A 24703-nucleotide genomic window follows, 5' to 3' on the forward strand; every position below is an offset into this window, starting at 1 on the left:
CATGTCTTCGGATCTTGTCATCGTCTACCACCGCCAACCCTATGAAGAGGTCGAGCGCGACGGAGAGATCGTGCGCATCGAAAACAAAAGCCCCAACGGCATCGTCCCGACGCTCAAAGGGTTCTTCGGGCGGGTGGACAAAGGGGCGTGGGTGGCCTGGAAACTGTCCGAGACACCGTCGAACCCCGATTTCGAGCGCGTCATCGAGATCGAGGACAGCTACGGCAAGTACTCCGTCAGCCGCCTGCCGCTGACCGAGGCGCAGGTCAAATCGTTCTATCACGTCACCTCGAAAGAGGCATTCTGGCCGATTCTGCACTCCTTCAAAGAAAAGTACGACTACGACCCCGTCGACTGGCCGACGTTCCGCGAGGTCAACTGGGCCTTCGCCGAGGCCGCGGCGAACGAGGCCGCGCAGGGGGCCGTTGTCTGGGTTCACGATTACAACCTGTGGCTTGTGCCCGGTTACCTGCGCAAGCTGCGTCCCGACCTGCGGATCAGCTTCTTCCACCACACGCCCTTCCCATCGGCAGACATGTTCAACGTGCTGCCGTGGCGGCGCGAAATTGTGGAATCGCTTCTTGCCTGTGATGTCGTCGGCTTCCACATCCCGCGCTATGCGGCGAACTTCGTGGGCGTTGCCGAAAGTCTGTTCGACATCGAAACAGGCCCGCGCGAGCCTGTGAACCCCGATTTCGTCAAGGAAGGCGTGGCTTTGAACGAACGCCGCGTGGCGGAGGTTCTGACCTTCCGCGACCACAAGGTGCGCGTTCTCGCCTCGCCGGTGGGGGTCGACATGGACTTCATCGAAGAGAAAGCCGCGCTGGAGGATACGCAGATCCGCGCGCGTGAGATCCGCTCTGAGGCGGCTGGCAGCCAGTTCGTACTGTCGGTCGGGCGGACCGATTACACCAAGGGCGGCACCGACCAGCTGATGAGCTTCGAGCGCGTGCTGGACGAACACCCCGAGCTGCACGGCAAGGTGCGGCTGATGCACGTGTCTGTCAGCGCGAACCGCAACATGACGGTCTATGAGGGCATCCAGAACGAGATCGAAGCCACGGTCGGGCGGATCAACGGTCGTTTCGGCTCTTTCGACTGGACGCCCGTAACCTTGATGAGCCGCGCGATCCCGTTCGACGATCTGGTCAGCTATTACCGCGCCGCAGATGTATGTTGGATCACGCCGCTGGCGGATGGCATGAACCTTGTCGCCAAAGAGTTCGCGGCCTGCCGCTCTGACCTGCGCGGCGCGCTGGTCCTTTCGGAATATGCGGGTGCCGCGGTCGAGATGGGATCGGCGATCCTGGCCAATCCGTTCAGCCACAAGTCCATGGACAAGGCGCTTTTGCAGGCGTTGCACATGCCAGAGAACGAACAGGAAGATCGTATGCGCCACATGCGCGACACGATCCGAAAGTACGATATCTCCGCATGGGCGGAAGATCAGATGGCCGGATTTGCAGGCTTCGACGACCCTGCCTGAGAAGAGCACGCCACCGATGGTGGCGTGCAATGCTAAAACGTCTGACACCTGAAGACTCTGTGACTCCATGTCCCCTAGTAACGTGCGCTTTGTGAACATATAGTGAACGAATGGCGCGATTCACACTCGACGAAAAACTGGCGATCCTGTCCGATGCCGCGAAATACGATGCGTCCTGCGCCTCGTCCGGCACATCGCGACGCGATTCCCGCAAGGGCGATGGCTTGGGGTCCACCGAAGGATCGGGCATCTGCCACGCCTACGCACCGGACGGGCGGTGCATCAGCCTGCTGAAAATTCTGCTGACCAACTTCTGCATCTACGACTGCGCGTATTGCATCAACCGCGTGTCATCGAACGTCACGCGGGCGCGGTTCACGGTGGATGAGGTCGTGACGCTGACGACCGAATTCTACCGGCGCAATTACATCGAAGGGCTGTTCCTGTCGTCGGGGATCGTGCGCTCGCCAGATGAGACGATGCTCGAAATGGTACAAATTGCGCGCAAATTGCGGGTGGAGCATCGGTTCAAAGGGTATATCCACCTTAAAACCATCCCTGACGCCGACCCCGATCTGATCGCCGAGGCGGGCGCGCTAGCGGACCGTCTGTCCATCAACGTCGAACTGCCCACGGACGCCAGCGTGAAGGCCTATGCGCCCGAAAAGCACCCCGAAACCATCCGCAAGGCGATGGCGGATGTGCGGTTGCGCAAGGACGCGACCAAGGACCGGTCGCACACCGGCAAGCGGCCCCCGAAGTTCGCGCCCGCAGGCCAGTCCACGCAGATGATCGTGGGGGCCGATGGGTCCAACGATGCTGCTATTCTTGGGCAGTCGACGCGCCTTTACTCCAGCTACAAGCTGAAACGCGTCTACTATTCCGCCTTTTCGCCCATTCCCGACGCGACCGCCAAACTGCCGCTGATCCGTCCGCCGTTGGAGCGTGAGCATCGCTTGTATCAGGCCGACTGGCTGCTGCGATTCTACGGCTTCGGGTTGGACGAGATCACCGGCACGACCGCGGACGGTAACCTTGATCTGCAGATCGACCCGAAGCTGGCGTGGGCCTTGCAGAACCGCCATCACTTCCCGCTGGATGTGAACCGCGCCACGCGTGAGATGCTGCTGCGCGTTCCGGGCTTCGGCGTGAAGACGGTGAACCGCATCCTGACCTCTCGCCGGCACAGAAACTTGCGATATGAGGACCTTAACCGCATGGGGGCCAGTCTGAAGAAAGCGCGCGCCTTCATCACGGCGCAGGGCTGGTCGCCCGGCGCGCTGACCGACACGGCTGACCTGCGCGCGCGCTTCGCGCCGCCGCCCGAGCAGTTGAGCCTGTTCTGATGCCCACGATCCGGGTCCCCACGCGGAACACCGCGCAGGCTTGGAGAGACGCGGCGCGGGGGTTGGTGGCCGGTGGTGTGCCGCCAGAGGACGTGATCTGGCAGTATGGTGAATGCGCAGATGACCTGTTCGCCGAAGCGCCCACCGTCCCGCCAACGGGTGATTTGCGCGTACCGAAATCCTTCGTCGAGCTGACCCAGAACGTGTGCTGGCATGCCGATCCGGAACGGTTCGCCCGGCTGTATGCGCTGCTTTGGCGGCTGCGCGATACGCCCGGACTGATGTCCGACCGAGGGGATGCTGGGTTGGCAAAGCTGCGTGAGATGGAAAAGTCGGTCAATCGCGACAAGCACAAGATGAAAGCGTTCCTGCGCTTTCGCGAGATCGACGCGCTGAACGACACCCGCCGCCGCTTCGCCGCTTGGTTCGAGCCGTCGCACCATATCGTCGAGCCGCTGGCGGGCTTCTTCATGCGCCGGTTCGGAGACATGGATTGGGTGATCGTCACGCCCGATCTGACCGCGACGTTCACGGATGGGGACGTTGTCTTCTCGGACGGCCAGCCAAAGCCGCCCCTGCCCGAGGATGCGACGGAAGAGCTTTGGTCCACCTATTTCCGGAACATCTTCAATCCCGCGCGCCTGAAGATAAAGGCGATGCAGGCGGAGATGCCGAAGAAATACTGGAAGAACATGCCCGAAGCCGCGCTGATCCCGGAACTCATCGCCAGCGCAGAGACGCGGGTGCGGCAGATGCAGGCCAGCGCGCCGACGCTGCCGCCTGTGCGGGCCGCGAAGATTACGGAGCGACTGATGATGGACCAAGAAATGCCGCCCCCCGCCACCGATCTTGAGGCTTTGCGCCGCGATGCGGGCGGATGCACGCGCTGCCCGCTGTATTCGGATGCGACGCAGGTGGTGATGGGCGAAGGACCGTTGGACGCGCCGCTGATGATCGTCGGCGAACAGCCCGGCGATCAGGAGGATCTGGCGGGACGCCCCTTCGTCGGCCCTGCCGGGCAGCTCTTCGATCAGATCGCGGCAGAGGTTGGCCTGCCGCGTGACCGGGCCTTCGTGACGAACGCCGTCAAACATTTCAAATTCACCGCGCGCGGCAAGCGGCGCATCCACCAGAAGCCTGACGCTGGCGAAGTGCAGGCCTGCCGCTGGTGGCTCGACGCGGAACGCCAGCTGGTGAAACCCGGCTTGATTTTGGCGATGGGCGCGACGGCTGCAGGCGCGCTGACCGGGCGCGCGGCGGGCATCATGAACCGCCGCGGCACGTTCGAGGAAACGCCGGACGGCACGCCGGTCCTGCTGACACTGCACCCGTCCTACCTGCTGCGCGTCCCCAATGCCCAAGCGAAAGAAGCCGCTACCCGCGGCTTCCGCGCCGATCTGGCGCAGGCTGCCGATTGGTTGAAGGAGCATGCCGCATGACCGATGCAATCCACGTCACTGTTCAGGGCCGCGTTCAAGGCGTCGGCTTTCGCGCCTGGACGCAACGCACGGCCCGCGATCTTGGCCTGACGGGATGGGTGCGCAATCGCGACGACGGCAGCGTCGAGGCGGTTTTCGAAGGCGATAGCGAATCGCTGCGCAAGATGCAGGAGGCGCTGCGTAAAGGCCCCGCGCCGTCCAAGGTCGCTGACGTGTCGGCACGCGATACCGAAACCGCGGGCGCTGTGGATTTTCAGATACGCTAGCCGCGCCCGGCGATTTCGTGATTTGGGCCGCGCGCTACCTCGTGTTAACTAGTTGTGGGCAGAATGACCGGGATAACCCGGCGCCGAACCATCAAGCTACGAGGCATAGCGATGACAAAATTTATCACCCTGACACTGACCGGGATTCTTCTGGCAGGCACCGTTCACGCTGGCGCCATCGAGCGTGCGTGCAAGCGATCCGACCGCGCGGCGGGCAAGCAGGCGCTGTGCAGCTGCATTCAGCAGGTCGCGGACGTGACGCTGGACCGTCGCGATCAGCGGCTGGCGGCCAAGTTCTTCCGCGATCCACACATGGCGCAGGAAATTCGCCAGTCCGACCGCTCGAACCATGAAGTGTTCTGGAAGAAGTACCGCGCCTTCGGCAGCGCCGCAGAGAATTACTGCAGCTGATCCAGCAGCCCATCGGCAGCGCGTTCGATCAGCCGCAGTGCGCCGTCGAAATCGCGGGTGTGATAGGGGTCGGGCACGTCTTGCCCTGCATCCCCCGCGAACGGCGCAAGCAGGCGCACCGGGGTCTTGTTCCCGGTCGGGCGCAGCGCCTCTACATCCCGCTGGTTCTGTCGATCCGTCACGAGGATAAGGTCGAACCGCGCGAAGTCATCCGGGCCAACCTGCCGCGCGCGCAGATCGGACAGGTCATATCCGGCCTCCCGCGCCGCCGCGATCATCGGACCGTAGGGCGGATTGCCGATATGCCAGTCGCCCGTTCCAGCGCTATCGATCTGCCAATCCAACCCACGCGATTCGGCCTTCGCGCGCAGCACGGCTTCGGCGCTGGGTGAGCGGCAGATGTTTCCAAGACAGACGACGAGGATACGCATGACCTGGAACCTAGCCGATCAACTACCGCAGTCGAGCCGCGAATGATCTTCGTTCTGACCGGTGCGGGTCTGTCTGCCGAAAGCGGCCTTGGCACCTTTCGCGACGAAGGCGGGCTGTGGACGCAGTACGATCTGTCAGAGGTGGCGACGCCCGAAGGCTTCGCCGCCGATCCCGAAAAGGTGTTGGCGTTCTACAACGCACGCCGCGCCAATGCCGACAGCGCGACGCCCAACGCAGCGCACACCGCTCTCGCACGGTTGTCCCAGCAGACGCAGACCGCGCTGGTCACACAGAACGTCGATAGCCTGCTGGAAGCGGCGGGTGCGCGCGACGTAATCCACATGCACGGCCAGCTTGACTGGGCGCTGTGTGCGGGATGCGGTGCACGATGGGACGCACCTGCGGTGATGCAGGTCAGCGATCCCTGCCCCGCATGCGCAGCCAAAGCGACCCGGCCCGATGTCGTCTGGTTCGGGGAAATGCCCTACCACATGGACCGGATCGAAAACGCCTTGTCGGCTGCCGATCTCTTCGTCGCCATCGGCACAAGCGGAACGGTCTATCCCGCTGCAGGCTTCGTAGAGATGGCGCGCGCTTATGGCATCGAGACGCTGGAACTGAACCTGGAGCCCAGCGGCGGGCGGTTCGACGATGGCCTCTACGGCCCCGCAACCGACATCGTGCCAGATTGGGTGGATCGCGTACTCACGGCCTGAAAACGCCGAAAGCCCCGCTGACAGCGAGGCTTCGGCAATACGTCACATCAAGGCGATCAGGCTGCGGTTGCAGCTTTCTCGATCTCTTTCTTGATCTTCAGCGCACGCGCGCTCAGCTCGTCGGCCTTGGCTTTCGCCATGAAGCCGTCAAGGCCACCGCGGTGATCCACGGTGCGCAGGGCAGCGGCGGAAATCCGCAGCTTCACGGTGCGGCCCAGCACTTCCGACATCAGCGTGACGTCGTTCAGGTTGGGCAGATAGCGACGCCGCGTCTTATTGTTGGCGTGGCTTACGTTGTTGCCCGTCATGGGGCCTTTGCCGGTCAGTTCGCAAACGCGCGACATGGGCTGATCCTCGCAGTCATGTCCGGGCGAAAGTCGCCGGGACGGGAATGGGTTTGAGTTGACGCGCGATAAGGTATGAGACGCGGGGCGTCAAGCGAAGCCGGGCGTCAATCGCGTTGTTCGGGGAACAGTCTCGCCAGCATCTCTGCCGCAGCGGCGGCAGGCGCGGTCTCTCCGCGGCCTACTGCATCGCCCAGCCGGTCCATCGCCGCGCGGGTATCCGCATCGGCCGTCAGCCGCCGCATCAGCCCCTGCCGCACGCCATCCTCGAACCAGTGGCGGTTTTGCGCGGCACGGGTACGGTCCCAATGGCCGGTCTTGCGGCGATGGTCCGCAAGCGTGGTCATCGCCTCCCACGCGCCGTCCAGCCCCGCGCCAGACACCGCCGATACCGCGAGCGCCTTGGGAAAATCGTCCGGATCGCCGTCACGCCGCCGCATCAGCCGCAGCGCGCCCTGATAATCCGCGCGCGTGGCCTGCGCGGGGCCGACCATCGCGCCATCGGCCTTGTTTACAAGGATCAGGTCAGCGATCTCCATGATGCCGCGCTTGACGCCCTGCAACTCGTCGCCGCCGCCCGGCGCCAGCAGCAGCACGAAAAGATCGGTCATTTGGGCGACCATCGTCTCTGATTGGCCCACGCCGACGGTTTCCACGATCACCACATCGAACCCCGCCGCTTCGCACAGGGCGATGGCCTCTCGCGTGCGGCGCGCGACGCCGCCGAGTTCGGTCTGGCTTGGAGAGGGGCGGATAAAGGCGTTCGGATCACGCGACAGCAGGTCCATCCGCGTCTTGTCACCCAGAATCGAGCCGCCTGTGCGCGACGAAGACGGGTCCACCGCCAGCACGGCAACCCGCTGACCCGCGCCCGTGCGTTGCAGGCCGAACGCCTCGATGAAGGTCGATTTCCCGACACCCGGCGTTCCCGACAGCCCGATTCGCACGGCCTGCCGGTCGGGATCGGTCACCGCTTCCAACAGCGCGATCGCGTCCGCCCGGTGATCCGCACGCGACGATTCGACCAGCGTGATCCCGCGCGACAGGGCGCGGCGGTCGCCGTTCCTGATCCCCTGTGCCATCGCCTTCATATCCATGCCCGCTTGATGCCCGCGCGGGGCTGGGATTGTCCAGCGCCCGCCTGTAGTTCGGACACCATGGACCTGCCAATCGATGCCGTACTGGACGACCTGCGCGCCGCCGTCGCGGCATCAGGCCGTGCCGTGCTGCAAGCCCCACCCGGTGCGGGCAAGACGACCCGCGTGCCGCTGGCGCTGCTTGGCCAGATCACGGGCCGAATCGTCATGCTGGAGCCGCGCCGTCTTGCCGCCCGCGCCGCCGCCGAGCGCATGGCCGCCACGCTGGGCGAGCCTGTGGGGCAGACGGTCGGTTACGCCGTGCGGGGCGAGCGCGTCGTGTCCGACGCCACGCGGATCGAGGTCGTCACCGAAGGCATCCTGACCCGCCGCCTGCAACGCGACCCTGGATTGGACGGCATCGGCTGCGTGATCTTCGACGAGTTCCACGAGCGCTCCTTGAACGCCGATCTGGGGTTGGCGCTTGTGTGGGAGGTGCGCCAAGCCCTGCGCCCCAATCTGGCGGTGGTGGTCATGTCGGCCACCTTGGATGCAGGGCCGGTGGCCGCATTGCTGGACGACGCGCCCGTGATCACAAGCGCGGGACGCGCCTTTCCTGTGACCCCGCGCTGGCTGGATCGCCCCGTGCCCAAAGCCACTCGGTTCGACGCTGCGATGGCCGATCTGATCGCGCAGGCGGTGGCAGAGGAAGACGGCGGCGTGCTGGCCTTTCTGCCGGGGGAAGGAGAAATCAGGCGTGTCGCATCCCGCCTGAACCTGCCGGGGGTCGAGGTCCGACCGCTTTTCGGCGCGCTCCCCTTCGCCGAGCAACGCGCGGCCATCGCGCCATCGCGGGGGCGCAAGGTCGTTCTGACGACCGCCATCGCGGAAACCTCGCTGACCATCGAGGACGTGCGGATCGTCGTGGACGGCGGTCTGGCCCGCCGCGCGCGGTTCGATCCCGGATCGGGAATGACGCGGCTGGTGACGGAACGGGTCAGCCGGGCAGAGGCGACGCAACGTGCGGGGCGCGCGGGCCGTGTCGCACCCGGAACGGCGTTGAAGCTGTGGACCAAGGGCGAAGACGGCGCTTTGCCCGCCTTCGCCCCGCCGGAGATCGAGGCGGCGGACCTGACCGCGCTGGCCTTGGAACTGGCGCTGTGGGGCGATCCCATGGGCACCGCGTTGCCCTTTCTAACCCCGCTACCAGAGGGCACGCTGGCAGAGGCGCGGGCGCTTCTGACCGATCTGGGTGCCCTGGACGGAGGCGGCATCACCGAGCACGGACGCGCCTTGGTGGCGATGCCGCTGCACCCCCGACTTGCACATATGCTGCAAATCGGAGGGTCTGACGCGGCTGATCTGGCGGCAATCTTGTCAGAACGCGATATTCTTTGGGATCGCGGCGCGGACCTCTCGCTGCGCCTGCGCGCCCTTCGGGACCCCCGCGCCTTCAACGCACCGCAGCCCGCCGTTCAGCGCATCAGGCAAGAGGCCAAACGTCTGCGCCGGTTCGGCAAGGGCGACGGGGCCCTCACCACCGCTCAGCACGCCGCTCTCGCCTATCCCGACCGGATCGGACTGCGGCGCGCGGGTGACGCGCCACGCTGGCTTCTGTCGGGCGGCAAAGGGGCGAAGATGGCCGAGGGCGATCCGATGGCTTCCCGGCGCCTGATCGTTGTGACCGACACCGACGGCCACCCGCGCGAAGCGACGATCCGGCAGGCCATCGCCATATCCGAGACAGAGTTGCGCGCCGTCCATGCGGACCGGATCGGTTGGCATGACGTCTGCGAATGGTCCCGCCGCGACGGGCGCGTGATCGCCCGCCAACAGGAACGGCTGGGTGCCATCGCGCTGGACGACCGCACATGGCCCGACGCGCCGCCCGACGCCATCGCGCGCGCAATGCTGGACGGCGTGCGCGAACAGCCCCTGCCCCTGCCCGCGCCCGTCAAACGCTTCCTGTCCCGTGTCGCACTTCTGGACCTGTTCCCGACCGACGAAGACGCGCTGAAAGACAGCGCCGAAACGTGGCTTCTGCCCTTCCTGACCGGCGTCAAAACCACCGAAGACTGGCGGCGCTTTGACTTGCTGCCTGCCTTGCAGGCCCGCCTGTCTTACGCCGATCAGCGCCGTCTGGAGGACGAAGCCCCCTCTCATCTGCTGACCCCGCTGGGCCGACGCGTGCCCATCGACTACGGCGGAGAGGCGCCGCAGGTCAGCATACGCGTGCAGGAACTCTACGGCATGACCCGCCACCCCACCGTTGCAGGAGCACCGCTGCGGCTGGACCTGCTGTCGCCCGCCAATCGCTCTGTGCAGGTGACGCAGGACTTGCCGGGCTTCTGGACGGGCAGCTATGCCGACGTGGCAAAGGACATGCGCGCGCGCTACCCCCGTCATCCCTGGCCCGACGATCCCACGCAGGCCGATCCCACACTGCGCGCCAAGCGCCGAAAGGACTGAACATGACCCTTCTGGAACAGGTCGCCGACCAACTGGCCCAAGAGACAATCGCGAAGATCGACGCCGGCGCGGAAGAGGAACTGGTGCGCCGCGTGGCCGAGGCCATCGCCAACGCCAGCCAGACGATGGAAGAAGCCTACCTGACCTGCATCCGCATCCGCCGCGCCGAATCTCGCGCCAAGGCCGTGCTCGCAGGCGTCTGACCCTTCATCGTTCTGCAAATACCGCGGGGTGAGGCGCACAGCGCCGAGGGGCAGAGCCCCTAGTCCCGCCGATCCAACCGCCGCTCGATCGCTTCCAGCCGCTCCAGCACCGCATCGCGGTAAGTCTCTGTGGCGGCGACGGATTCCTCTTCATGCGCGGACTGCATCGAATTGACGATCAGACCCACGATCAGGTTCACGACAGCGAAGGTCGTCACCATGATGAAGGGCACGAAAAACGCCCAGGCATAGGGGTAGGCTTCCATCACGGGGCGCACGATGCCCATGGACCATGATTCCAGCGTCATGATCTGGAACAAGGTGTAAGCCGACAGCCCCAGATCGCCGAACCACTCGGGAAACGCCGCGCCGAAGAGCTTGGTGGCGATCACGGCGGCAATGTAGAAGATCAGCGCCATCAGCAGGAAGACGCTGGCCATGCCCGGCAGGGCGGACAGGAAGCCTTCGATCACCCGCCGCAGGCGCGGCGCGTTCGAGACGACGCGCAGCACCCGCAAGATGCGCAGGGCGCGCAGCACCGACAGCCCGCCCGATGACGGGGCCAGCGCAATGCCTACGACGATGAAATCGAAGATGTTCCAGCCCGACCGGAAGAACGCCAGCCGGTAGGCATACAGCTTCGCCGCCAATTCAACGACGAAGATCGATAAGCAGACGGTGTCCAGCGCGACGATCAGCGTGCCGAAACGGGCCATCAGCGCGGGCGACGTCTCCATCCCCAGAAGCACCGCATTCACCACGATCACGGCGGTGATCGCGTTGCGCGTGGTGTCACGGTCGAGGATGGATTTGATGCGATCGCGCAGGGTCATAAGGTGCGGTTTAGCCAAGCGCGCGCTGTCGTCAACGCGTGTCGGCTTGCACGCCGATCAAGCTGACGACATAGCTGCACGCGAACCGCGAAGGAACGCACCATGGCCCGCCCCGTCCGCCTGATCTCCGGCTTCGTGACCGTCGGCGCCTGGACCTTCCTGTCGCGCATCTTCGGTTTCGCCCGCGACATCCTGATCGCTGCCTTCTTGGGCGCGGGGCCGGTGGCAGAAGCGTTCCTTGTGGCCTTCGCCCTGCCCAACATGTTCCGCCGTTTCTTTGCGGAAGGTGCGTTCAACACCGCCTTCGTGCCGATGTTTTCGAAACGGCTGGAATCGGGCGAGAATCCGCAGGGTTTTGCACAGGACGCCTTTGCCGGGCTGGCGACGGTGCTGATCGTCTTCACCGTCATCGCGCAAGTGGCTATGCCCGCGCTGGTCTTCGCAATGGCGTCGGGCTTTGCGGAGGATAATCGCTTCGACCTAGCGGTTCTGTATGGGCGCATCTGTTTTCCCTATATCGTGCTGATCTCTCTGGCGGCCTTGCTGTCGGGCGTGCTGAACGCGGCGGGGCGTTTCGTGGCCGCCGCCGCCGCGCCGGTTCTGTTGAACATCGCGCTGGTCGGTGCGCTGCTGCTGGGCGACGCGGTGGGCTGGCCGCCTGGCCTGACGCTGGTGTGGACGGTGCCTGTCGGCGGCATCCTGCAACTGGCCGTGGTGTGGATCGCAGCATCCCGCGCGGGCTTCACGCTGATCCCCCGCCTGCCCCGCCTGACGCCAGAGATGAAGCGGTTGGGCACCATCATGGGCCCCGCGATGCTGGCGGGCGGCGTCGTGCAAGTGAACCTGCTGGTGGGCCGTCAGGTCGCGTCCTTCTTCGACGGGGCCATCGCGTGGCTGTCCTACGCGGACCGTCTGTATCAACTGCCGCTCGGCGTTGTCGGCATCGCCATCGGCGTGGTGCTGTTGCCCGACCTGTCCCGCCGCCTGCGCGCATCGGACGATGCTGGCGGGCGCGATGCGCTGTCCCGCGCGGCAGAGTTCGCGCTGGTGCTGACGGTGCCCTGCACCATCGCCTTCCTCGTGATCCCCATGCCGCTGGTCGCGACACTCTTCCAGCGCGGTGCCTTCGATGCCGACGATACCGCCGCCACCGCGCTGGTGCTGGCCGTCTACGGGTTGGGCCTGCCCGCCTTCGTGCTGCAGAAGGTCTGGCAGCCGCTTTACTTCGCCCGCGAAGACACCCGCACGCCGTTCCGCTTCGCGCTGGTGGCCTTGGTCGTGAACGCCGTCGTTGCCATAGCCCTTGCCCCGGTGATCGGCTTCATCGCCGCCGCCCTAGGCACGACCGTGGCCGCGTGGTTCATGGCGATTCAATTGATCCTTGGCGCGCGCCGCATGGGAGAAGTCGCCAGCCCCGACGACCGCTTTCGCCGCCGCTGGCCCCGCATCGTCGCGGCATCGGTGCTGATGGGCGTGGTGGTCTGGGTCGCGAACGTGGCTCTGGCCCCGCTGTTCGTGGACGGTTGGAAGTTCCTCGCCCTCGCGATCCTTGTCGCGACCGGCATCGTATCGTTCTTCGGCGCGGGGCAGTTGCTGGGCGCGGTGTCGTTCCGCGAACTGCGCGGAACGGTCCGCCGCTAGCGATTGCGCAGCTTTTGAAGCACCCGACTCCACCCGCCCGGCGACACGACGAAGGACAGAAGGAAGCCCGCCGCGAAGCCAGCGATATCGGCGATCCAGTCCAGCCCGCCGCCGAACAGCAAGCCGAACGCAAGCTGGATGCCCAGCAGGAACGCGATCAGCGTGAAGGCCCGGATGCGCTGTTCACCCATGGCGCCAAGACCGGTCCACAGCAGGAACGTATAGGCGCCGATCAGCCCGTAGACTGCCGGGTAGCCGCCCACCAAGGCGGTGCGCACGCCGGGAATCGCGCCGTAGACCAGTGCGCCGGTCACCGCGGACACGACCCAGATCGCCAGCACGGGCAGCGGGCCGAAAGACTCTGACACCATCTTGCCCAGCGCCAGCAGGAACACCGCGACGAAAAGCAGGTGCGTGAAGCCCAAGTGGACGAACGAGTAGCTGACCAGCCGCAGCAACTCGCGCGGCGGGAACTGACCGGTGTCCCACATCCGCTCCCACAGTTGCGGCGAGAAGGCGAAAGCGTTGAGCGCGTCGATCCGCAGGCCCACGCCGCTCGCGCCCCCGATGATCCCGACGCGACCCGCTTGGAAGATCAGTTCGATGGCGCAGATGGCAATCGTCAGCGCGACCACCACGGGGGGCAGCGCGTTGAAGGGAGAGGCATTGTGGTCGTGCATCGACATGGGGCTTCCTTGACGGGTTACGGCCCCCTCGGTAAGCGAGCGCAACCACCGATGAAAGCCCCGATCCCCATGCCTGAAGCCAAGTTCACCCCCCGCGTCTTCTCTGGCATCCAGCCGTCCGGCCACCTGACGCTGGGCAATTACCTTGGCGCGATCCGCCGTTTCGTGGACATGCAGGATCAGGGCAGCTTCCAGAACATCTACTGCATGGTCGACCTGCACGCGATCACCGTCTGGCAGGACCCAGCGGACCTTGCGCGCAATACCCGAGAGCTTGCGGCGGGCTTCATCGCGTCCGGCATCGACCCCGAGAAGTCCATCCTTATCAACCAATCGCAGGTGCCGGAGCACGCGCAGCTTGCGTGGATCTTCAACTGCGTGGCGCGCATGGGCTGGATGGGCCGGATGACCCAGTGGAAGGACAAGGCCGGCAAGAACGCCGAGGCTGCATCATTGGGCCTGTTCGCCTACCCTGCCCTGATGGCCGCGGACATCCTGCTGTACCACGCGACCCACGTGCCCGTGGGCGAGGACCAGAAGCAGCATCTGGAGCTGACGCGCGACATCGCCGCGAAGTTCAACAACGATTACGGTGTGGACTTCTTCCCGCTGACAGAGCCTGTGATCGAGGGGGCGGCCACCCGCGTCATGTCCCTGCGTGACGGGACCAAGAAGATGTCGAAGTCCGACCCATCGGACGCGTCGCGCATCAACCTGACGGACGACGCCGACACGATCGCCAAGAAAATCCGCAAGGCCAAGACCGACCCTGAACCGCTGCCGTCCGAGTACGACGGCCTGAAGGACCGACCCGAGGCCCGCAACCTTGTGAACATCTACGCTGCCCTGTCGGACCAGACCGTTGAGCAGGTGATGGCCGACCACGGCGGATCGCAATTCGGCCAGTTCAAGCCTGCCTTGGCGGACCTTGCTGTCGCGAAGCTGTCACCCATCACCGAAGAGATGGGCCGCCTGATGCAGGACACGGCAGAGATCGACCGCGTGCTGGCCCGTGGATCGGAACGCGCACGAGAGATCGCGTCGCCGATCCTGGCGAAAACCTATGAGATCGTCGGGATGGTGCGTTAGATGTCGGATGCGGTAAACTTGGCCGACAAGCTGTCGACGTTTGCGAACCATTGGAGCCCGAAGATTGTCGCCGGGTTCAACGGCTGCGACGTGATGGTGGTCAAGGCGCTGGGGGCATTCACCTGGCACAGCCACCCGGACACCGACGATTTCTTTCTGGTCCTCAAGGGCCGCCTGAGGATCGAGATGCGCGACGGCGATGTGACGCTGGGCCCCGGTGAGCTTTATGTCGTGCCGAAAGGCGTCGAGCATCGCCCCGTGGCCGAGGAAGAGGTTCATCTACTGCTGATCGAGCCCGCCGGCACGCCGAACACGGGCGACACCGCCACCGCGGCCCGCAAGGATACAATCTAGCCCCGGCCTAACCCCCGAGCGGCGTAGCGACGATAGACACGGGCCACGGCGCGTCGGTGCCGCTGGTCCACAGGGTCTCCCCCTCAGGCTTGCCCAGACCCACGGCGATGCCGTCGTCCCCTGCGCGTCGGGTCAGCTGCGTGCCGTCCCACGTGGCCGTGCCATGGGCAAAAAGGTCGGGCCTATCACGGCGTAGGGCCAGTAGGGTGCGGATCAGGTCCGCCTTGCGGTCGGCGTGGGTCTCTCCGTTCGGCAGGGCCTTCAGCGCGTCCCAATCGGGCGTGCGGCGGTTGTCGGGGTCGGTGAGTTGCAGCAGCGTGCCCTCTGCGCCCTGATAGATGTCGGGCATGCCCGGCCAGCATAGGCGCAGCGCGGTTTCGGCCAGCGACAGCCCCTCGCCCAGCTTGCACAGGTTCAGCAGCGTATCGGGACGGCGAGAGTCCCAGTCGGCGAGCAAGGCGCGGACGAAGTCTTGTATCCGGCCCTCGCGCTTCTCATCCGGGGCGGTCCAGTAGCTGACCTCTTTCCCCTCACGCAATGCCTTGATCATGTGGTCCGCGACCCGGTCTGCCGCATCGGGTTCGCCCCACAGGCCCAATGACACCTGCGTCGCGTAGAACAGTCGGTTGAGGTCGAGCCCCTGCGCCGCGTCCAGAGCGCAAGCGTCCTGCCAGAGCGATGCCCAATCATCCGGCGCGTGGGTGATCGCGATGAGGCGGGCACGGGTGTCCTCGGACCGTTTCGTGTCGTGGCTGGAGCCGAGCGTCAGGGCGGCGGGCCAGTGCGCCAAGCGGTCGGACAGGTGGGCATTCACCGCGTCCGCATCAGCCGTTGGGTGGTCGGGATCGGCGCCGACCTCGTTCGCGGCAATGTAGCGGTTGAAGCGGAAGCCCGCCGTGTCCTCATGCGCCTTGGCCAGAAGCGCGCCGGTGACCTGTTCGATCCGTGTGCGCAGGCGTTGGGCGGGCGCGGAGTCGGATGAAAGGATGCGGTCAACGATCCAATCCGCCGTGGCGCGATCCCGCATCCGGTCCGACGCGCGGTCCGCGGTGTCGCGCCAGAGAACCGTATCGTCCGTCGCAGGATCGGCGATGTAGGATCGGTAGCGCGGGAAGGCGACCATCAGTTCGGTCAGCGCCTCGCGCAGCATTTCGGGGCCGACGACGTGCGAGTCGTCTTCGGCCAGAGCCTTGGCCATGCCGATCAATTGGCGCAGCTCGGCGGCCAGTTCGTCGGTCAGGATTTCGTACTTCGCTTCGGTCACCGCGTTGTGGAAGTCGCCTTCGATGCCCGTTTGCTCACGCCAAAGGGCATCGATCCGCGCCATGCCGTTCGGGTCCGTCAGAGCCTGCTCGATCATTGTTGCGGCGTCATAGCCGGTGGTGCCGGCGACGGGCCAGTCTGGCAGGTCTTCGCCTGTCACCAATATCTTCTCGACCCAGACCGGCATATCCCCAAGGCGGTCCGTGAGTTGACGAAGGTAGCCGCCCGGATCGACCAGGCCGTCCACGTGATCGACACGTAGCCCGTGGATCAGCCCCTCATTGGCCAGCGCGAAGACACAGGCGTGCGCGGCTTCGAAGACATCCGGGTCTTCGATGCGCACGCCGATGAGGGATGTGACCGAGAAGAACCGGCGATGGGTGATGCTGTCCCGCTCTAGCTGCCACGGCAGAAGCTGCCAGGCTTGCGCGGGCAGGATGGTGTCCAGATCATCGCCCGCAGGCGTGTCGGGGTGCAGCGGCAAGCGCAGGTCGTCGATGGTCAGCCAGTCGCCGTCTCGGCTGATCTCGTCCGCTGCGTGCTCGGCAAGCGGCTTGGGCAACCACGGCAGCGCAAGTGGCCCAGCGGTCCAGTCGATGTCGAAGACCGGCGCATGCGGGCTGGCCTGACCGTGGCGCAGCACGTCTACCAGCCACGGCGTGTCCAACCCGAAGGCCATGTGGTTCGGCACGATATCCAGAACGACGCGCAGCCCGTGGTCTTGGGCTGCTGCGGACAGGGTGCGGAAGCCCTCGATGCCGCCAAGGCTGGCGTCCACTGTTGTGGGATCGGTCACGTCGTAGCCATGGGTCGATCCGGGCGCGGCAGTCAGGATCGGGGACAGGTAGAGGTGGCTGACGCCCAGCGCCGCGATCTGCGGCAGGCGCTGGGTCAGCCCGGCAAAATCCAAGCCGTCGCGCAGTTGCACGCGGTAGGTAGCGACGTTGGTCATTTCGATTCTCCGATTCCGACGCGCAGCCCCGCGCCGGTGTCTTCTGCAATGTAGAAAATCTCACGCGCATCGCGGCTGAGGGACGGCGGCGGGCCTTCCATCGTGAAGGCGATTTCAAGCGCGCCGTCACCGAAGCGCCAGCGCGCCCAGAGTGTGCGGTCGGACAGGCGGTCGACGGTGGTGTCCTGCCATCCGCTGCGCAGACGCGGGACAACGTGATCGTGGCGCAGGGACAGACAGTGGCGGGTCAGCTCTTCCCACGCATCGGCATCGGACGGTGGGTCGGAATAGGGGCGAGAGGCGCGGAACGTCGCCATCGCGTTCGGATCGGGCACCTCGCGCTCAGCGCTTGCGAACTCCGGGAACTCGGACCGCCGGCCTTTGCGCACGGCTTCGGCCAGATCGCCGTCGAAGTCGGTGAAGAACTGGAACGGCGCGCGGGCGCCGATCTCTTCGCCCATGAACAGCATCGGCACGAAGGGCGCGAGCAGAAGCATCGCGTGGACGGCGCGCATCGTGGCGGGGTCGGACAGCGATATCAGGCGCTCGCCGAAGGCGCGGTTGCCGATCTGGTCGTGGGTCTGGTTGGAATTGACGAAATGATCGGGCGACAAATGTCCGGACGGCTCGCCACGCGCCTCTGCCCCCTTGGGCCGGTCTTGCCCCTGATCGACCTGCCCGTCACGTAAGGCGGTCACCAGATCGCCGAACGGATCAACTGAGAACGGCGCGTAGTAGGACTGCGCCTCTCCGGTCAGCAGGCAGTGGATCGCGTGGTGATAATCGTCGTTCCACTGCGCGCGGATGGCCTCTTCGCCCTCGACGTAGGACGTGATGTTGCGTTCATCCTCGGTGATCAGGTGAATCGGATGGTCAAGGTCCAGCTTGCCCAGATGCCGGGCAAGATGGTGCAGCACGTGGGTGTCGTTCGGCGCGCCCAGCTGGTGCACGGCGTCCAGGCGCAGGCCATCCACGCCGTAATCGCGCAACCACATCTCGGCGTTCTGTTCGACGAATTGCAGCACTTCAGGGCGGTCGAAGTCGATGGCCGCGCCCCATGGCGTTTGCCGGTCGGCGGTGAAGAACGATGGGCACAGGTCGTTCAGCACTGCGCCCTCGGGGCCGAAATGGTTGTAGACCGCGTCCACCAACACCATGAGGCCCGCGTCATGGGCGACGCGCACGAATTCGGCCAGGTCCTGCGGCGTGCCGTAGGCGGGGTGCAGCGCGAAGGGCAGCACGCCATCGTAGCCCCAGCCACGGTCGCCCGCGAACTGGCCCAGCGGCATCAGCTCGACGCAGGTGATGCCCATGGAGGCCAGAGTGTGCAGTCGGTCGCGCGCGGCGCGTAGCGTGCCATCGCGGGTGAAGGTGCCGACATGGATTTCCATGATCACCGCCGTTTCCCATGCGCGGCCCTGCCACGGCTTGCGTTGTGCCAGCGCGTCCGTGTCGACAAGGATCGACCGCGCGTGAACGCCACCATCCTGAGCGCGCGATGCCGGGTCGGGACGTTCTGTGCCGTTGTGAATGAAGGCGTAGGTCTGGCCCGCTTCGGCCTCTACCTCTGCGCTGTGCCAACCGCCGTCATCGCGGGACATCGGTAAGCTGCGCTTGCCTATCGCCAGATCCAATCGGTCCAGCGATGGCGCCCAGGTCGCGATGCGCCAGCGTCCCGGTGCGATCTTGGTGGCGCCCCAGCGCGGCGTGACCTTCCCCATCTGTACCTCTTACCGTTCCCGACCCAAGGCCAACCGCGCGGACTGCGATGCTGTTCCACCCGTGCTTCCAACAACGGCGCGCGCAGCGCATAAGGAGTGCGAACCGAGGGAAGCCAACATGACGAACCGATATTATTCGCCCACCGGAGGGCATCCGCCGCAGGATCAGCTTCTGACCGACCGCGCCGTCTTCACCGAAAGCTACGCGGTGCTGCCCAAGGGCACGATGCGCGACATCACGACGTCCTTCCTGCCATTCTGGGACGCGACGCGCCTGTGGGTCATCGCGCGGCCCCTGTCGGGCTTCGCCGAGACGTTCAGCCACTACCTGATGGAGGTGTCGGCGGGCGGTGGATCGGACCGCCCCGAAACCGATCCGGCGGCAGAGGCGGTGCTGTTTGTGACCGAAGGCACCGCCAGCCTGTCCATCGGCGGCGAGGCCCATGCGCTGGAGGCCGGAAGCTACGCCTACCTGCCGCCCAACACCGATTGGCGACTGCATGCGACCGGGGACGCGCCCTGCCGATTCCATTGGATTCGTAAGGCCTATGCCGGGGTCGATGGCCTGCCGCGCCCCGACGCCTTCGTGACGCACGAGCGCGATGCCACGGTGGTCGAAATGCCGGGGACCGATGGCGCTTGGGCCACCACCCGTTTCGTCGCACCCGACGATCTGCGGCACGACATGCATGTAAACATCGTCACCTTCCAGCCCGGGGGCGTGATCCCATTTCTGGAAACACACGTGATGGAGCACGGGTTGTATGTGCTTGAAGGCAAGGCCGTCTACCGCTTGAACCGCGACTGGGTCGAGGTCGAAGCGGGCGACTACATGTGGCTGCGCGCCTTCTGCCCGCAAGCCTGCTATGCGGGTGGTCCAGGGCCGTTCCGCTACCTTTTGTACAAGGACGTAAACCGGCACATGGCTCTGCCGCGGTCGCTGTGATCAACCAAGACTGACGTCCAGGATCATCATCAGGATCAGCCCAACGATCAGGCCCAAAGTCGCGCGGTTCTGATTGCCGTTGGCGTGGGTCTCGGGGATGATCTCATGGCTGATGATATACAGCATCGCGCCGGCCGCGAAGGTCAGACCCCATGGCAGGATCGCGTCGCCTGCGCTGACGGCCAGAACGCCCAGCGCGCCGCCCACAGGCTCTACCAGCCCCGTGGCGGCGGCGATCAGGAACGACCGTCCGCGCGAATATCCATTGGCCAGCAGTGCCACGGCGACGGCCAGCCCCTCTGGCGCGTTCTGCAGCCCGATGCCGATGGCCAGCGACACGCCGTTTTCCACGTTGCCACCGCCGAAGCCCACGCCGACGGCCAGTCCTTCGGGGAAGTTGTGAATGGTGATCGCGATGACAAACAGCCAGATCTTGGCCAGCTTCGCGGACCCCACGCCTTCGCGCCCAGTCTCGAAATGCTCATGCGGCAACAGGTGGTTCAGCACCGCGACGAACCCCGCGCCCAGTGCCAGACCGCCCGCCGCGACGAAGGCGGCGCCGGTCTTGCCATAGTCGGGCGTGGCCGCGTCGATGCCTGGCAGGATCAGCGAGAAGAACGACGCCGACAGCATGACCCCGGCGGCGAACCCCAGGAACGCATCCGCCGCGCGCTGGCTGACCGTGCGCCCGACCAGCACGGGCAGAGCGCCCACGCCGGTCATCAGTCCCGCGGCAAGACTGGCCAAGAATCCAAGGGTCAGAATATCCATAAGGCACCGCAGGTAAGCCAATGCAACGCGACCTCAAGGACGTGGACGGCAATCGGACCGCTTGCTAGACACGCGGTTGTTCGCAGCAGGAGCCGCCATGCCCGTCATCACCGAGATCGAAGACCTCAAGCGCATCTATCGCCGCCGGGTGCCCAAGATGTTCTACGACTATTGCGAGAGCGGGTCATGGACGGAACAGACATTCCGCGAGAACTCTAGCGACTTCGATCTTATCCGCCTGCGCCAACGGGTTGCGGTGAACATGGACGGACGCACGACCGCCAGCCAGATGATCGGTCAGGACGTGTCGATGCCGGTGGCGCTGGCCCCCGTCGGCATGACCGGGATGCAGCACGCGGACGGGGAAATCCTTGCGGCGCAGGCGGCAGAGGCGTTCGGCGTGCCGTTCACGCTGTCCACGATGTCGATCTGCTCGATCGAGGATGTGGCGGCGGCGACGACCAAACCGTTCTGGTTCCAGCTTTACGTGATGCGCGATCAGGAGTTTCTGGAAGGCATCATCCAGCGCGCCAAGGACGCCAAGTGCTCGGCGCTGGTGCTGACGTTGGATCTGCAAGTGCTGGGACAGCGGCACAAGGATCTTAAGAACGGGCTGAGCGCGCCGCCCAAGCCGACATTGAAGAACATGCTGAACCTATCCACCAAATGGGGCTGGGGCATGGAGATGCTGCGCACCGACAAGCGCGAGTTCCGCAATATCGTGGGCCATGCCAAGGGTGTGGGCGATGTGTCGTCGCTGATGGACTGGACGGCACAGCAGTTCGATCCGCGTCTTGACTGGGACAAGGTCGCGCAGATCAAGGAGATGTGGGGCGGGAAGCTTATCCTGAAGGGCATTCTGGACGCCGAGGACGCCCGCCGCGCCGCCGATCTGGGCTGCGACGCGATCATCGTGTCGAACCACGGCGGGCGGCAGTTGGACGGGGCGCTGTCTTCGATCCGCGTGTTGCCAGAGATTTTGGAAGCGGTGGGTGACCGGATGGAAGTGCATCTGGATAGCGGCATCCGCTCGGGCCAAGATGTGCTGAAGGCCATCGCGATGGGCGCCAGGGGCGTCTACATCGGGCGTGCGTTCATCTACGGGCTGGGCGCGATGGGCCGCGAAGGCGTCACAAAGGCGCTGGAAGTCATCCACAAGGAGCTGGACGTCTCGATGGCGCTATGCGGCTACCGCGACGTGAAAGACCTGGATCGGAAGTGTTTGCTGATCGGGCCGGAGTTCGCGCGATACCAGCAGATGGCATAGGCGGGGCTCTGCCCGTCCGGGGCTCTGCCCGTCCGGGGCTCTGCCCCGGACCCCGAGGTATTTTTGGAACGATGAAGCTAAAGCGGGATGGTGACGCCGTCCCTGCCGATGGTGAGCGGGCCGTCGTAGGTTTGGCGCACGGGGGCTTCCCATTGCTGCGGCCCGAAGCCGGGCAGGCCGTCGGGGACCAAGTGGTTCAGGGCAAGGTGCTTGGCCCCGGCCTTGGTCGCGATGCGCCCGGCCTCTTCCGCCGACGTGTGACTGCGCAGGATATGGGTGCGCAGGCGGTCGTCTCCGTTCGGTGTGGCGGCGAACAGGGCATCGACGCCAGCGGTCAGCATCGCCTCATGGACCAGCAGGTCGGCGTCGCGCGCGAAATCGGTCATCGCGGGGAGCGGTGCGGTATCGCCAGAGATGACGACCGTTTTACCCCCGCCCTCTAGCCGCACCGCGAAGCTATCGGCGATGGGCGGGTGGTCGTTGCGGATTGTCGTGACGAAGAGCGAGCCGATGGTGAAGGACGGTGTGATTTCGTGGATCGTGACCAGATCACGCAGATCGGGACGCCCCTCGTCCGCGATGCGCAGGTCGATGTCGAAGGCCATGGCCGCGCAGAAGTGCTGCCAGTAGTCGGCAAGACCGGTCGGCCCGTAGATTGGAACGGGCCGCTTCAGCCCCGCGGTCCAAGCGGTGTGCAGCAGCGGCCCAAGCTCCAGATAGTGATCCGAATGCAGGTGCGTGATGATGATCGCGTCCAGCGCCGTCAGCGATACATTGGCGTCGCACAGGCCCCGCGCGGCACCCAGTCCTGCATCCACCAGCACCACCTGCCCCGCCAGTCGCACCAGTGTAGACGTGGGCATCTGGCTGCCGGGCCGGATCGCGGGGCCGCCCTTGCAGCCCATCAGCGTGATGCTATCCATCAATCCCTCCGCTACACGATTGCCCGCCCTGTGCCGCACCCGTGACACGGATCATGGTTAGCGGTAGCTGATGCCCGACACTAGCCGCGAGCACCCCATGGCCAAGACCTTCAAATTCACCGACCTGTTCGATCTGCGCTGGAAACGCGCAGAGGCAGACCTGATGACGCCCCTGACGCGCCTGTATGCCGACCGGATGGACCCGGCAGAGCTGCGCGACCGGGTGCGCGCCCTGCTGGCTGAGAAATGGGCCGCGCGGCCCGCCGACCTGCGCCGTCTGGACCTGGAGCGCGACATCCAGCCCGACTGGTTCCAGAGCCAAAGCATGGCGGGCTACGTCTTCTATGTTGACCGCTTTGCAGGCTCGATGGCCGGTGTCGCCAAGCGCATCCCCTATTTGCAAAGTCTTGGCATCCGCTACGCCCATTTCATGCCCTGCCTTCAGCCGCGCCCCGGCGACAGCGACGGCGGCTATGCGGTGATGGACTACGGCCAGATCGACCCCGAGCTGGGCAGCATGGACGATTTCCGTGCCGTGACGGCCAAGATGCGCAAGGCCGGGATCAGCCCCTGCATCGACATGGTGCTGAACCACACCGCCAAGGAACACGCCTGGGCCGAGGCGGCGCGCGCGGGCGATCCGTTCTACCGGGAGTTCTACCGCCTGTATGACGACGCCACTATCCCGCTTCAGTTCGAGGAGACGCTGCTGGAAGTCTTCCCCGAGCAAGCCCCCGGCAATTTCACCTGGGACGAAGGGATGCAGAAGTGGGTCTGGACCACCTTCAACACGTTCCAGTGGGATCTGAACTGGGAGAACCCGGAAGTCTTCCTGGCGATCCTTGGCATCATCCTCGACCTTGCGAACAGTGGCGCGGAAGTGCTTCGACTGGATGCCGTGGCCTTCATGTGGAAGCGCATGGGCACCGTCTGCCAGAACGAGCCGGAGGTGCACGATATCCTGCAGGCGCTGAACCAGGCGGCATCCGTTGCGGCGCCCGCCACGATCTTCAAGGCCGAAGCCATCGTCGGCCCGCACCAGCTAGTCCCCTACCTTGGCGCGGGACGGCACGTGGGCAAGGTGTCGAACCTTGCCTACCACAACAGCCTGATGGTGCAGTTCTGGTCGGCGCTGGCGTCGGGCAAGTCCGACCTGATGAGCCATGTGCTCGACATCCACTTCCCCGACAGCTTCGTGAATGCCGAATGGGCCACGTACATCCGCTGCCACGACGATATCGGATGGGCGATCACCGAAGATGACGCAGAGGCCGTGGGGTTGGACGGCGCAGCCCACCGCCGTTTCCTGACGGATTTCTATGCGGGCCGGTATGAGGGCAGTTTCGCCCGCGGTGCCGATTTCCAGGTGAACGAAGAGACCGGCGACGCGCGGACCAACGGCACCTTCGCCTCCCTCGCGGGGCTGGAGATCGCGCTTGAGACCGGCGACGAGGTGGCGGCGGAGCTTGCCGTGAAGCGCATCCTGATGGGTCACGCGCTGATCGCGGGCTTCGGTGGCATCCCGCTGATCTACATGGGCGACGAGATCGGGATGCGGAACGATCACGGCTACCTCGACGATCCCGACCGCGCGGGCGACGGGCGCTGGATGCAGCGTCCCGCGATGGATTGGATGACGGCGGAGCAAGCCGAAACCGACGACGGCCCCGCCGGTCGCCTGTGGCGCGGCGTGCGGCACATTCTGGCCGTGCGCGCTGAATGTGACGCCCTGCGCGGCGACGTCCCCAGCCGTGTGCTGCGCACGGGCCACGACAAGCTGTTCTGCATGACCCGCCCCGGCCCCGATGCCACGGTGACGGCGATCTACAACGTCACCGACGCCGAACAGCAGATCGAAGCGGATCGCGTTGGGTTGAACATCGACGCCCTGCCGCGGGACATGCTGTCGGGGGCATTGCCCGGCGTAGAGGAAGACCGGATCGTCGTGCCCCCCTACGGCGCGCTGTGGCTGGAGGCACGGGAGTGGTAGCGCCGATGACGGGCCGGCGGTGCATCGCCGGATTGTCGCACCGCTGCTACACAATCTGTGTAAACCTTCTGCGGAGCGA

23 protein-coding genes are annotated in these 24703 nt (G+C 65.5%); 14 read left to right on the forward strand and 9 right to left on the reverse strand.

Translation table 11 applies throughout. The features are described 5' to 3' along the window. The first annotated feature begins 1 nt into the window (after position 1). The 5 genes from ggpS (at position 2) to FIU81_RS11840 (ending at position 4948) form a co-directional block, all read left to right on the forward strand. Entirely contained in the window at positions 2–1486 is a 1485-nt protein-coding gene (ggpS, locus tag FIU81_RS11820) for a glucosylglycerol-phosphate synthase (protein ID WP_124111285.1), read from the forward strand. Between the two features lie 110 nt (positions 1487–1596). Continuing rightward, on the forward strand, positions 1597–2832 hold the full coding sequence (locus tag FIU81_RS11825) for a putative DNA modification/repair radical SAM protein (protein ID WP_124111284.1): 1236 nt from the start codon (positions 1597–1599) through the stop codon (positions 2830–2832). Further along, positions 2832–4271, forward strand: a complete 1440-nt coding sequence (locus FIU81_RS11830) for a UdgX family uracil-DNA binding protein (protein WP_124111283.1) — start codon at positions 2832–2834, stop codon at positions 4269–4271. Before FIU81_RS11825 ends, FIU81_RS11830 begins: the two co-directional genes overlap by 1 nt. Beyond that, on the forward strand, positions 4268–4537 hold the full coding sequence (locus tag FIU81_RS11835; protein ID WP_124111282.1) for an acylphosphatase: 270 nt from the start codon (positions 4268–4270) through the stop codon (positions 4535–4537). Before FIU81_RS11830 ends, FIU81_RS11835 begins: the two co-directional genes overlap by 4 nt. A gap of 111 nt (positions 4538–4648) precedes the next feature. Then, positions 4649–4948, forward strand: a complete 300-nt coding sequence (locus FIU81_RS11840) for a hypothetical protein (protein WP_124111281.1) — start codon at positions 4649–4651, stop codon at positions 4946–4948. On the opposite strand, the gene FIU81_RS11845 is transcribed toward FIU81_RS11840, so the two are convergent. Further along, positions 4936–5379, reverse strand: coding sequence for a low molecular weight protein-tyrosine-phosphatase (locus tag FIU81_RS11845; protein WP_124111280.1), 444 nt, complete (start codon positions 5377–5379; stop codon positions 4936–4938). The two genes, FIU81_RS11840 and FIU81_RS11845, sit on opposite strands and share 13 nt — an antisense overlap. 42 nt (positions 5380–5421) lie before the next feature. Here FIU81_RS11845 and FIU81_RS11850 point away from each other — a divergent pair, with 42 nt between their 5' ends. Beyond that, positions 5422–6096, forward strand: a complete 675-nt coding sequence (locus FIU81_RS11850; RefSeq protein ID WP_124111279.1) for an NAD-dependent deacylase — start codon at positions 5422–5424, stop codon at positions 6094–6096. A gap of 56 nt (positions 6097–6152) precedes the next feature. Here FIU81_RS11850 and rpmB read toward each other — a convergent pair whose 3' ends face one another. Further along, the gene (gene rpmB / locus FIU81_RS11855; protein WP_124111278.1) at positions 6153–6440 is read right to left on the reverse strand and encodes a 50S ribosomal protein L28; all 288 of its coding nucleotides are present in this window, start codon (positions 6438–6440) and stop codon (positions 6153–6155) included. Positions 6441–6547: 107 nt separating this feature from the next. Continuing rightward, entirely contained in the window at positions 6548–7537 is a 990-nt protein-coding gene (gene meaB / locus FIU81_RS11860; RefSeq protein WP_124111277.1) for a methylmalonyl Co-A mutase-associated GTPase MeaB, read from the reverse strand. 60 nt (positions 7538–7597) lie between these two features. Here meaB and hrpB point away from each other — a divergent pair, with 60 nt between their 5' ends. Beyond that, entirely contained in the window at positions 7598–9985 is a 2388-nt protein-coding gene (gene hrpB / locus FIU81_RS11865; RefSeq protein ID WP_124111276.1) for an ATP-dependent helicase HrpB, read from the forward strand. Between the two features lie 2 nt (positions 9986–9987). After that, a complete protein-coding gene (locus FIU81_RS11870) occupies positions 9988–10188 on the forward strand; it encodes a hypothetical protein (protein ID WP_124111275.1) in 201 nt (66 codons plus the stop codon). Positions 10189–10247: 59 nt separating this feature from the next. On the opposite strand, the gene FIU81_RS11875 is transcribed toward FIU81_RS11870, so the two are convergent. Further along, entirely contained in the window at positions 10248–11021 is a 774-nt protein-coding gene (locus FIU81_RS11875) for an ion transporter (RefSeq protein WP_124111274.1), read from the reverse strand. A gap of 102 nt (positions 11022–11123) precedes the next feature. Between FIU81_RS11875 and murJ the strand changes: the two genes are divergently transcribed. Continuing rightward, positions 11124–12662: a murein biosynthesis integral membrane protein MurJ gene (murJ, locus tag FIU81_RS11880; protein ID WP_124111273.1), complete on the forward strand. Its 1539-nt coding sequence runs from the start codon at positions 11124–11126 to the stop codon at positions 12660–12662. Here the strand turns inward: murJ and FIU81_RS11885 are convergent. Continuing rightward, on the reverse strand, positions 12659–13342 hold the full coding sequence (locus FIU81_RS11885) for a rhomboid family intramembrane serine protease (protein WP_124111352.1): 684 nt from the start codon (positions 13340–13342) through the stop codon (positions 12659–12661). The two genes, murJ and FIU81_RS11885, sit on opposite strands and share 4 nt — an antisense overlap. Positions 13343–13417: 75 nt before the next feature. On the opposite strand from FIU81_RS11885, the gene trpS reads away from it, so the two are divergent. Next, complete coding sequence (gene trpS / locus FIU81_RS11890) at positions 13418–14437, forward strand: tryptophan--tRNA ligase (protein WP_124111272.1); 1020 nt, start codon at positions 13418–13420, stop codon at positions 14435–14437. Continuing rightward, positions 14438–14791, forward strand: coding sequence for a cupin domain-containing protein (locus FIU81_RS11895; RefSeq protein ID WP_124111271.1), 354 nt, complete (start codon positions 14438–14440; stop codon positions 14789–14791). A gap of 7 nt (positions 14792–14798) precedes the next feature. Here the strand turns inward: FIU81_RS11895 and treY are convergent, their stop codons facing one another. Then, positions 14799–17006: a malto-oligosyltrehalose synthase gene (treY, locus tag FIU81_RS11900; RefSeq protein WP_124111270.1), complete on the reverse strand. Its 2208-nt coding sequence runs from the start codon at positions 17004–17006 to the stop codon at positions 14799–14801. Next, positions 17003–18727, reverse strand: a complete 1725-nt coding sequence (treZ, locus tag FIU81_RS11905; protein ID WP_124111269.1) for a malto-oligosyltrehalose trehalohydrolase — start codon at positions 18725–18727, stop codon at positions 17003–17005. The genes treY and treZ overlap by 4 nt, the downstream gene beginning before the upstream one ends. A gap of 118 nt (positions 18728–18845) precedes the next feature. Between treZ and FIU81_RS11910 the strand changes: the two genes are divergently transcribed. Next, on the forward strand, positions 18846–19673 hold the full coding sequence (locus tag FIU81_RS11910) for a bifunctional allantoicase/(S)-ureidoglycine aminohydrolase (RefSeq protein ID WP_124111268.1): 828 nt from the start codon (positions 18846–18848) through the stop codon (positions 19671–19673). Here FIU81_RS11910 and FIU81_RS11915 read toward each other — a convergent pair whose 3' ends face one another. Further along, positions 19674–20444, reverse strand: a complete 771-nt coding sequence (locus tag FIU81_RS11915) for a ZIP family metal transporter (protein ID WP_124111267.1) — start codon at positions 20442–20444, stop codon at positions 19674–19676. A gap of 97 nt (positions 20445–20541) precedes the next feature. On the opposite strand from FIU81_RS11915, the gene FIU81_RS11920 reads away from it, so the two are divergent. Continuing rightward, positions 20542–21711 carry an alpha-hydroxy acid oxidase gene (locus tag FIU81_RS11920; protein WP_124111266.1) on the forward strand — a complete coding sequence of 390 codons (1170 nt, stop codon included), beginning with the start codon at positions 20542–20544 and terminating at the stop codon, positions 21709–21711. A gap of 77 nt (positions 21712–21788) precedes the next feature. Here the strand turns inward: FIU81_RS11920 and FIU81_RS11925 are convergent, their stop codons facing one another. Further along, a complete protein-coding gene (locus FIU81_RS11925; protein ID WP_124111265.1) occupies positions 21789–22634 on the reverse strand; it encodes an MBL fold metallo-hydrolase in 846 nt (281 codons plus the stop codon). Positions 22635–22704: 70 nt separating this feature from the next. Between FIU81_RS11925 and FIU81_RS11930 the strand changes: the two genes are divergently transcribed. Beyond that, positions 22705–24624 carry an alpha-amylase family protein gene (locus FIU81_RS11930; protein ID WP_254695910.1) on the forward strand — a complete coding sequence of 640 codons (1920 nt, stop codon included), beginning with the start codon at positions 22705–22707 and terminating at the stop codon, positions 24622–24624. Positions 24625–24703 lie beyond the last annotated feature (79 nt).

Origin of the sequence: Palleronia sp. THAF1, from assembly GCF_009363795.1 — a bacterium.
In the GTDB taxonomy this organism is placed as follows: Bacteria; Pseudomonadota; Alphaproteobacteria; order Rhodobacterales; family Rhodobacteraceae; genus Palleronia.

What these genes read in the sequence shown, in the direction of transcription:
- ggpS (WP_124111285.1), top strand. Translation starts at nt 2, where the DNA reads ATGTCTTCGGATCTTGTCATCGTCTACCACCGCCAACCCTATGAAGAG.
- FIU81_RS11825 (WP_124111284.1), top strand. Translation starts at nt 1,597, where the DNA reads ATGGCGCGATTCACACTCGACGAAAAACTGGCGATCCTGTCCGATGCC.
- FIU81_RS11830 (WP_124111283.1), top strand. Translation starts at nt 2,832, where the DNA reads ATGCCCACGATCCGGGTCCCCACGCGGAACACCGCGCAGGCTTGGAGA.
- FIU81_RS11835 (WP_124111282.1), top strand. Translation starts at nt 4,268, where the DNA reads ATGACCGATGCAATCCACGTCACTGTTCAGGGCCGCGTTCAAGGCGTC.
- FIU81_RS11840 (WP_124111281.1), top strand. Translation starts at nt 4,649, where the DNA reads ATGACAAAATTTATCACCCTGACACTGACCGGGATTCTTCTGGCAGGC.
- FIU81_RS11845 (WP_124111280.1), bottom strand. Translation starts at nt 5,379, where the DNA reads ATGCGTATCCTCGTCGTCTGTCTTGGAAACATCTGCCGCTCACCCAGC.
- FIU81_RS11850 (WP_124111279.1), top strand. Translation starts at nt 5,422, where the DNA reads ATGATCTTCGTTCTGACCGGTGCGGGTCTGTCTGCCGAAAGCGGCCTT.
- rpmB (WP_124111278.1), bottom strand. Translation starts at nt 6,440, where the DNA reads ATGTCGCGCGTTTGCGAACTGACCGGCAAAGGCCCCATGACGGGCAAC.
- meaB (WP_124111277.1), bottom strand. Translation starts at nt 7,537, where the DNA reads ATGGATATGAAGGCGATGGCACAGGGGATCAGGAACGGCGACCGCCGC.
- hrpB (WP_124111276.1), top strand. Translation starts at nt 7,598, where the DNA reads ATGGACCTGCCAATCGATGCCGTACTGGACGACCTGCGCGCCGCCGTC.
- FIU81_RS11870 (WP_124111275.1), top strand. Translation starts at nt 9,988, where the DNA reads ATGACCCTTCTGGAACAGGTCGCCGACCAACTGGCCCAAGAGACAATC.
- FIU81_RS11875 (WP_124111274.1), bottom strand. Translation starts at nt 11,021, where the DNA reads ATGACCCTGCGCGATCGCATCAAATCCATCCTCGACCGTGACACCACG.
- murJ (WP_124111273.1), top strand. Translation starts at nt 11,124, where the DNA reads ATGGCCCGCCCCGTCCGCCTGATCTCCGGCTTCGTGACCGTCGGCGCC.
- FIU81_RS11885 (WP_124111352.1), bottom strand. Translation starts at nt 13,342, where the DNA reads ATGCACGACCACAATGCCTCTCCCTTCAACGCGCTGCCCCCCGTGGTG.
- trpS (WP_124111272.1), top strand. Translation starts at nt 13,418, where the DNA reads ATGCCTGAAGCCAAGTTCACCCCCCGCGTCTTCTCTGGCATCCAGCCG.
- FIU81_RS11895 (WP_124111271.1), top strand. Translation starts at nt 14,438, where the DNA reads ATGTCGGATGCGGTAAACTTGGCCGACAAGCTGTCGACGTTTGCGAAC.
- treY (WP_124111270.1), bottom strand. Translation starts at nt 17,006, where the DNA reads ATGACCAACGTCGCTACCTACCGCGTGCAACTGCGCGACGGCTTGGAT.
- treZ (WP_124111269.1), bottom strand. Translation starts at nt 18,727, where the DNA reads ATGGGGAAGGTCACGCCGCGCTGGGGCGCCACCAAGATCGCACCGGGA.
- FIU81_RS11910 (WP_124111268.1), top strand. Translation starts at nt 18,846, where the DNA reads ATGACGAACCGATATTATTCGCCCACCGGAGGGCATCCGCCGCAGGAT.
- FIU81_RS11915 (WP_124111267.1), bottom strand. Translation starts at nt 20,444, where the DNA reads ATGGATATTCTGACCCTTGGATTCTTGGCCAGTCTTGCCGCGGGACTG.
- FIU81_RS11920 (WP_124111266.1), top strand. Translation starts at nt 20,542, where the DNA reads ATGCCCGTCATCACCGAGATCGAAGACCTCAAGCGCATCTATCGCCGC.
- FIU81_RS11925 (WP_124111265.1), bottom strand. Translation starts at nt 22,634, where the DNA reads ATGGATAGCATCACGCTGATGGGCTGCAAGGGCGGCCCCGCGATCCGG.
- FIU81_RS11930 (WP_254695910.1), top strand. Translation starts at nt 22,705, where the DNA reads ATGCCCGACACTAGCCGCGAGCACCCCATGGCCAAGACCTTCAAATTC.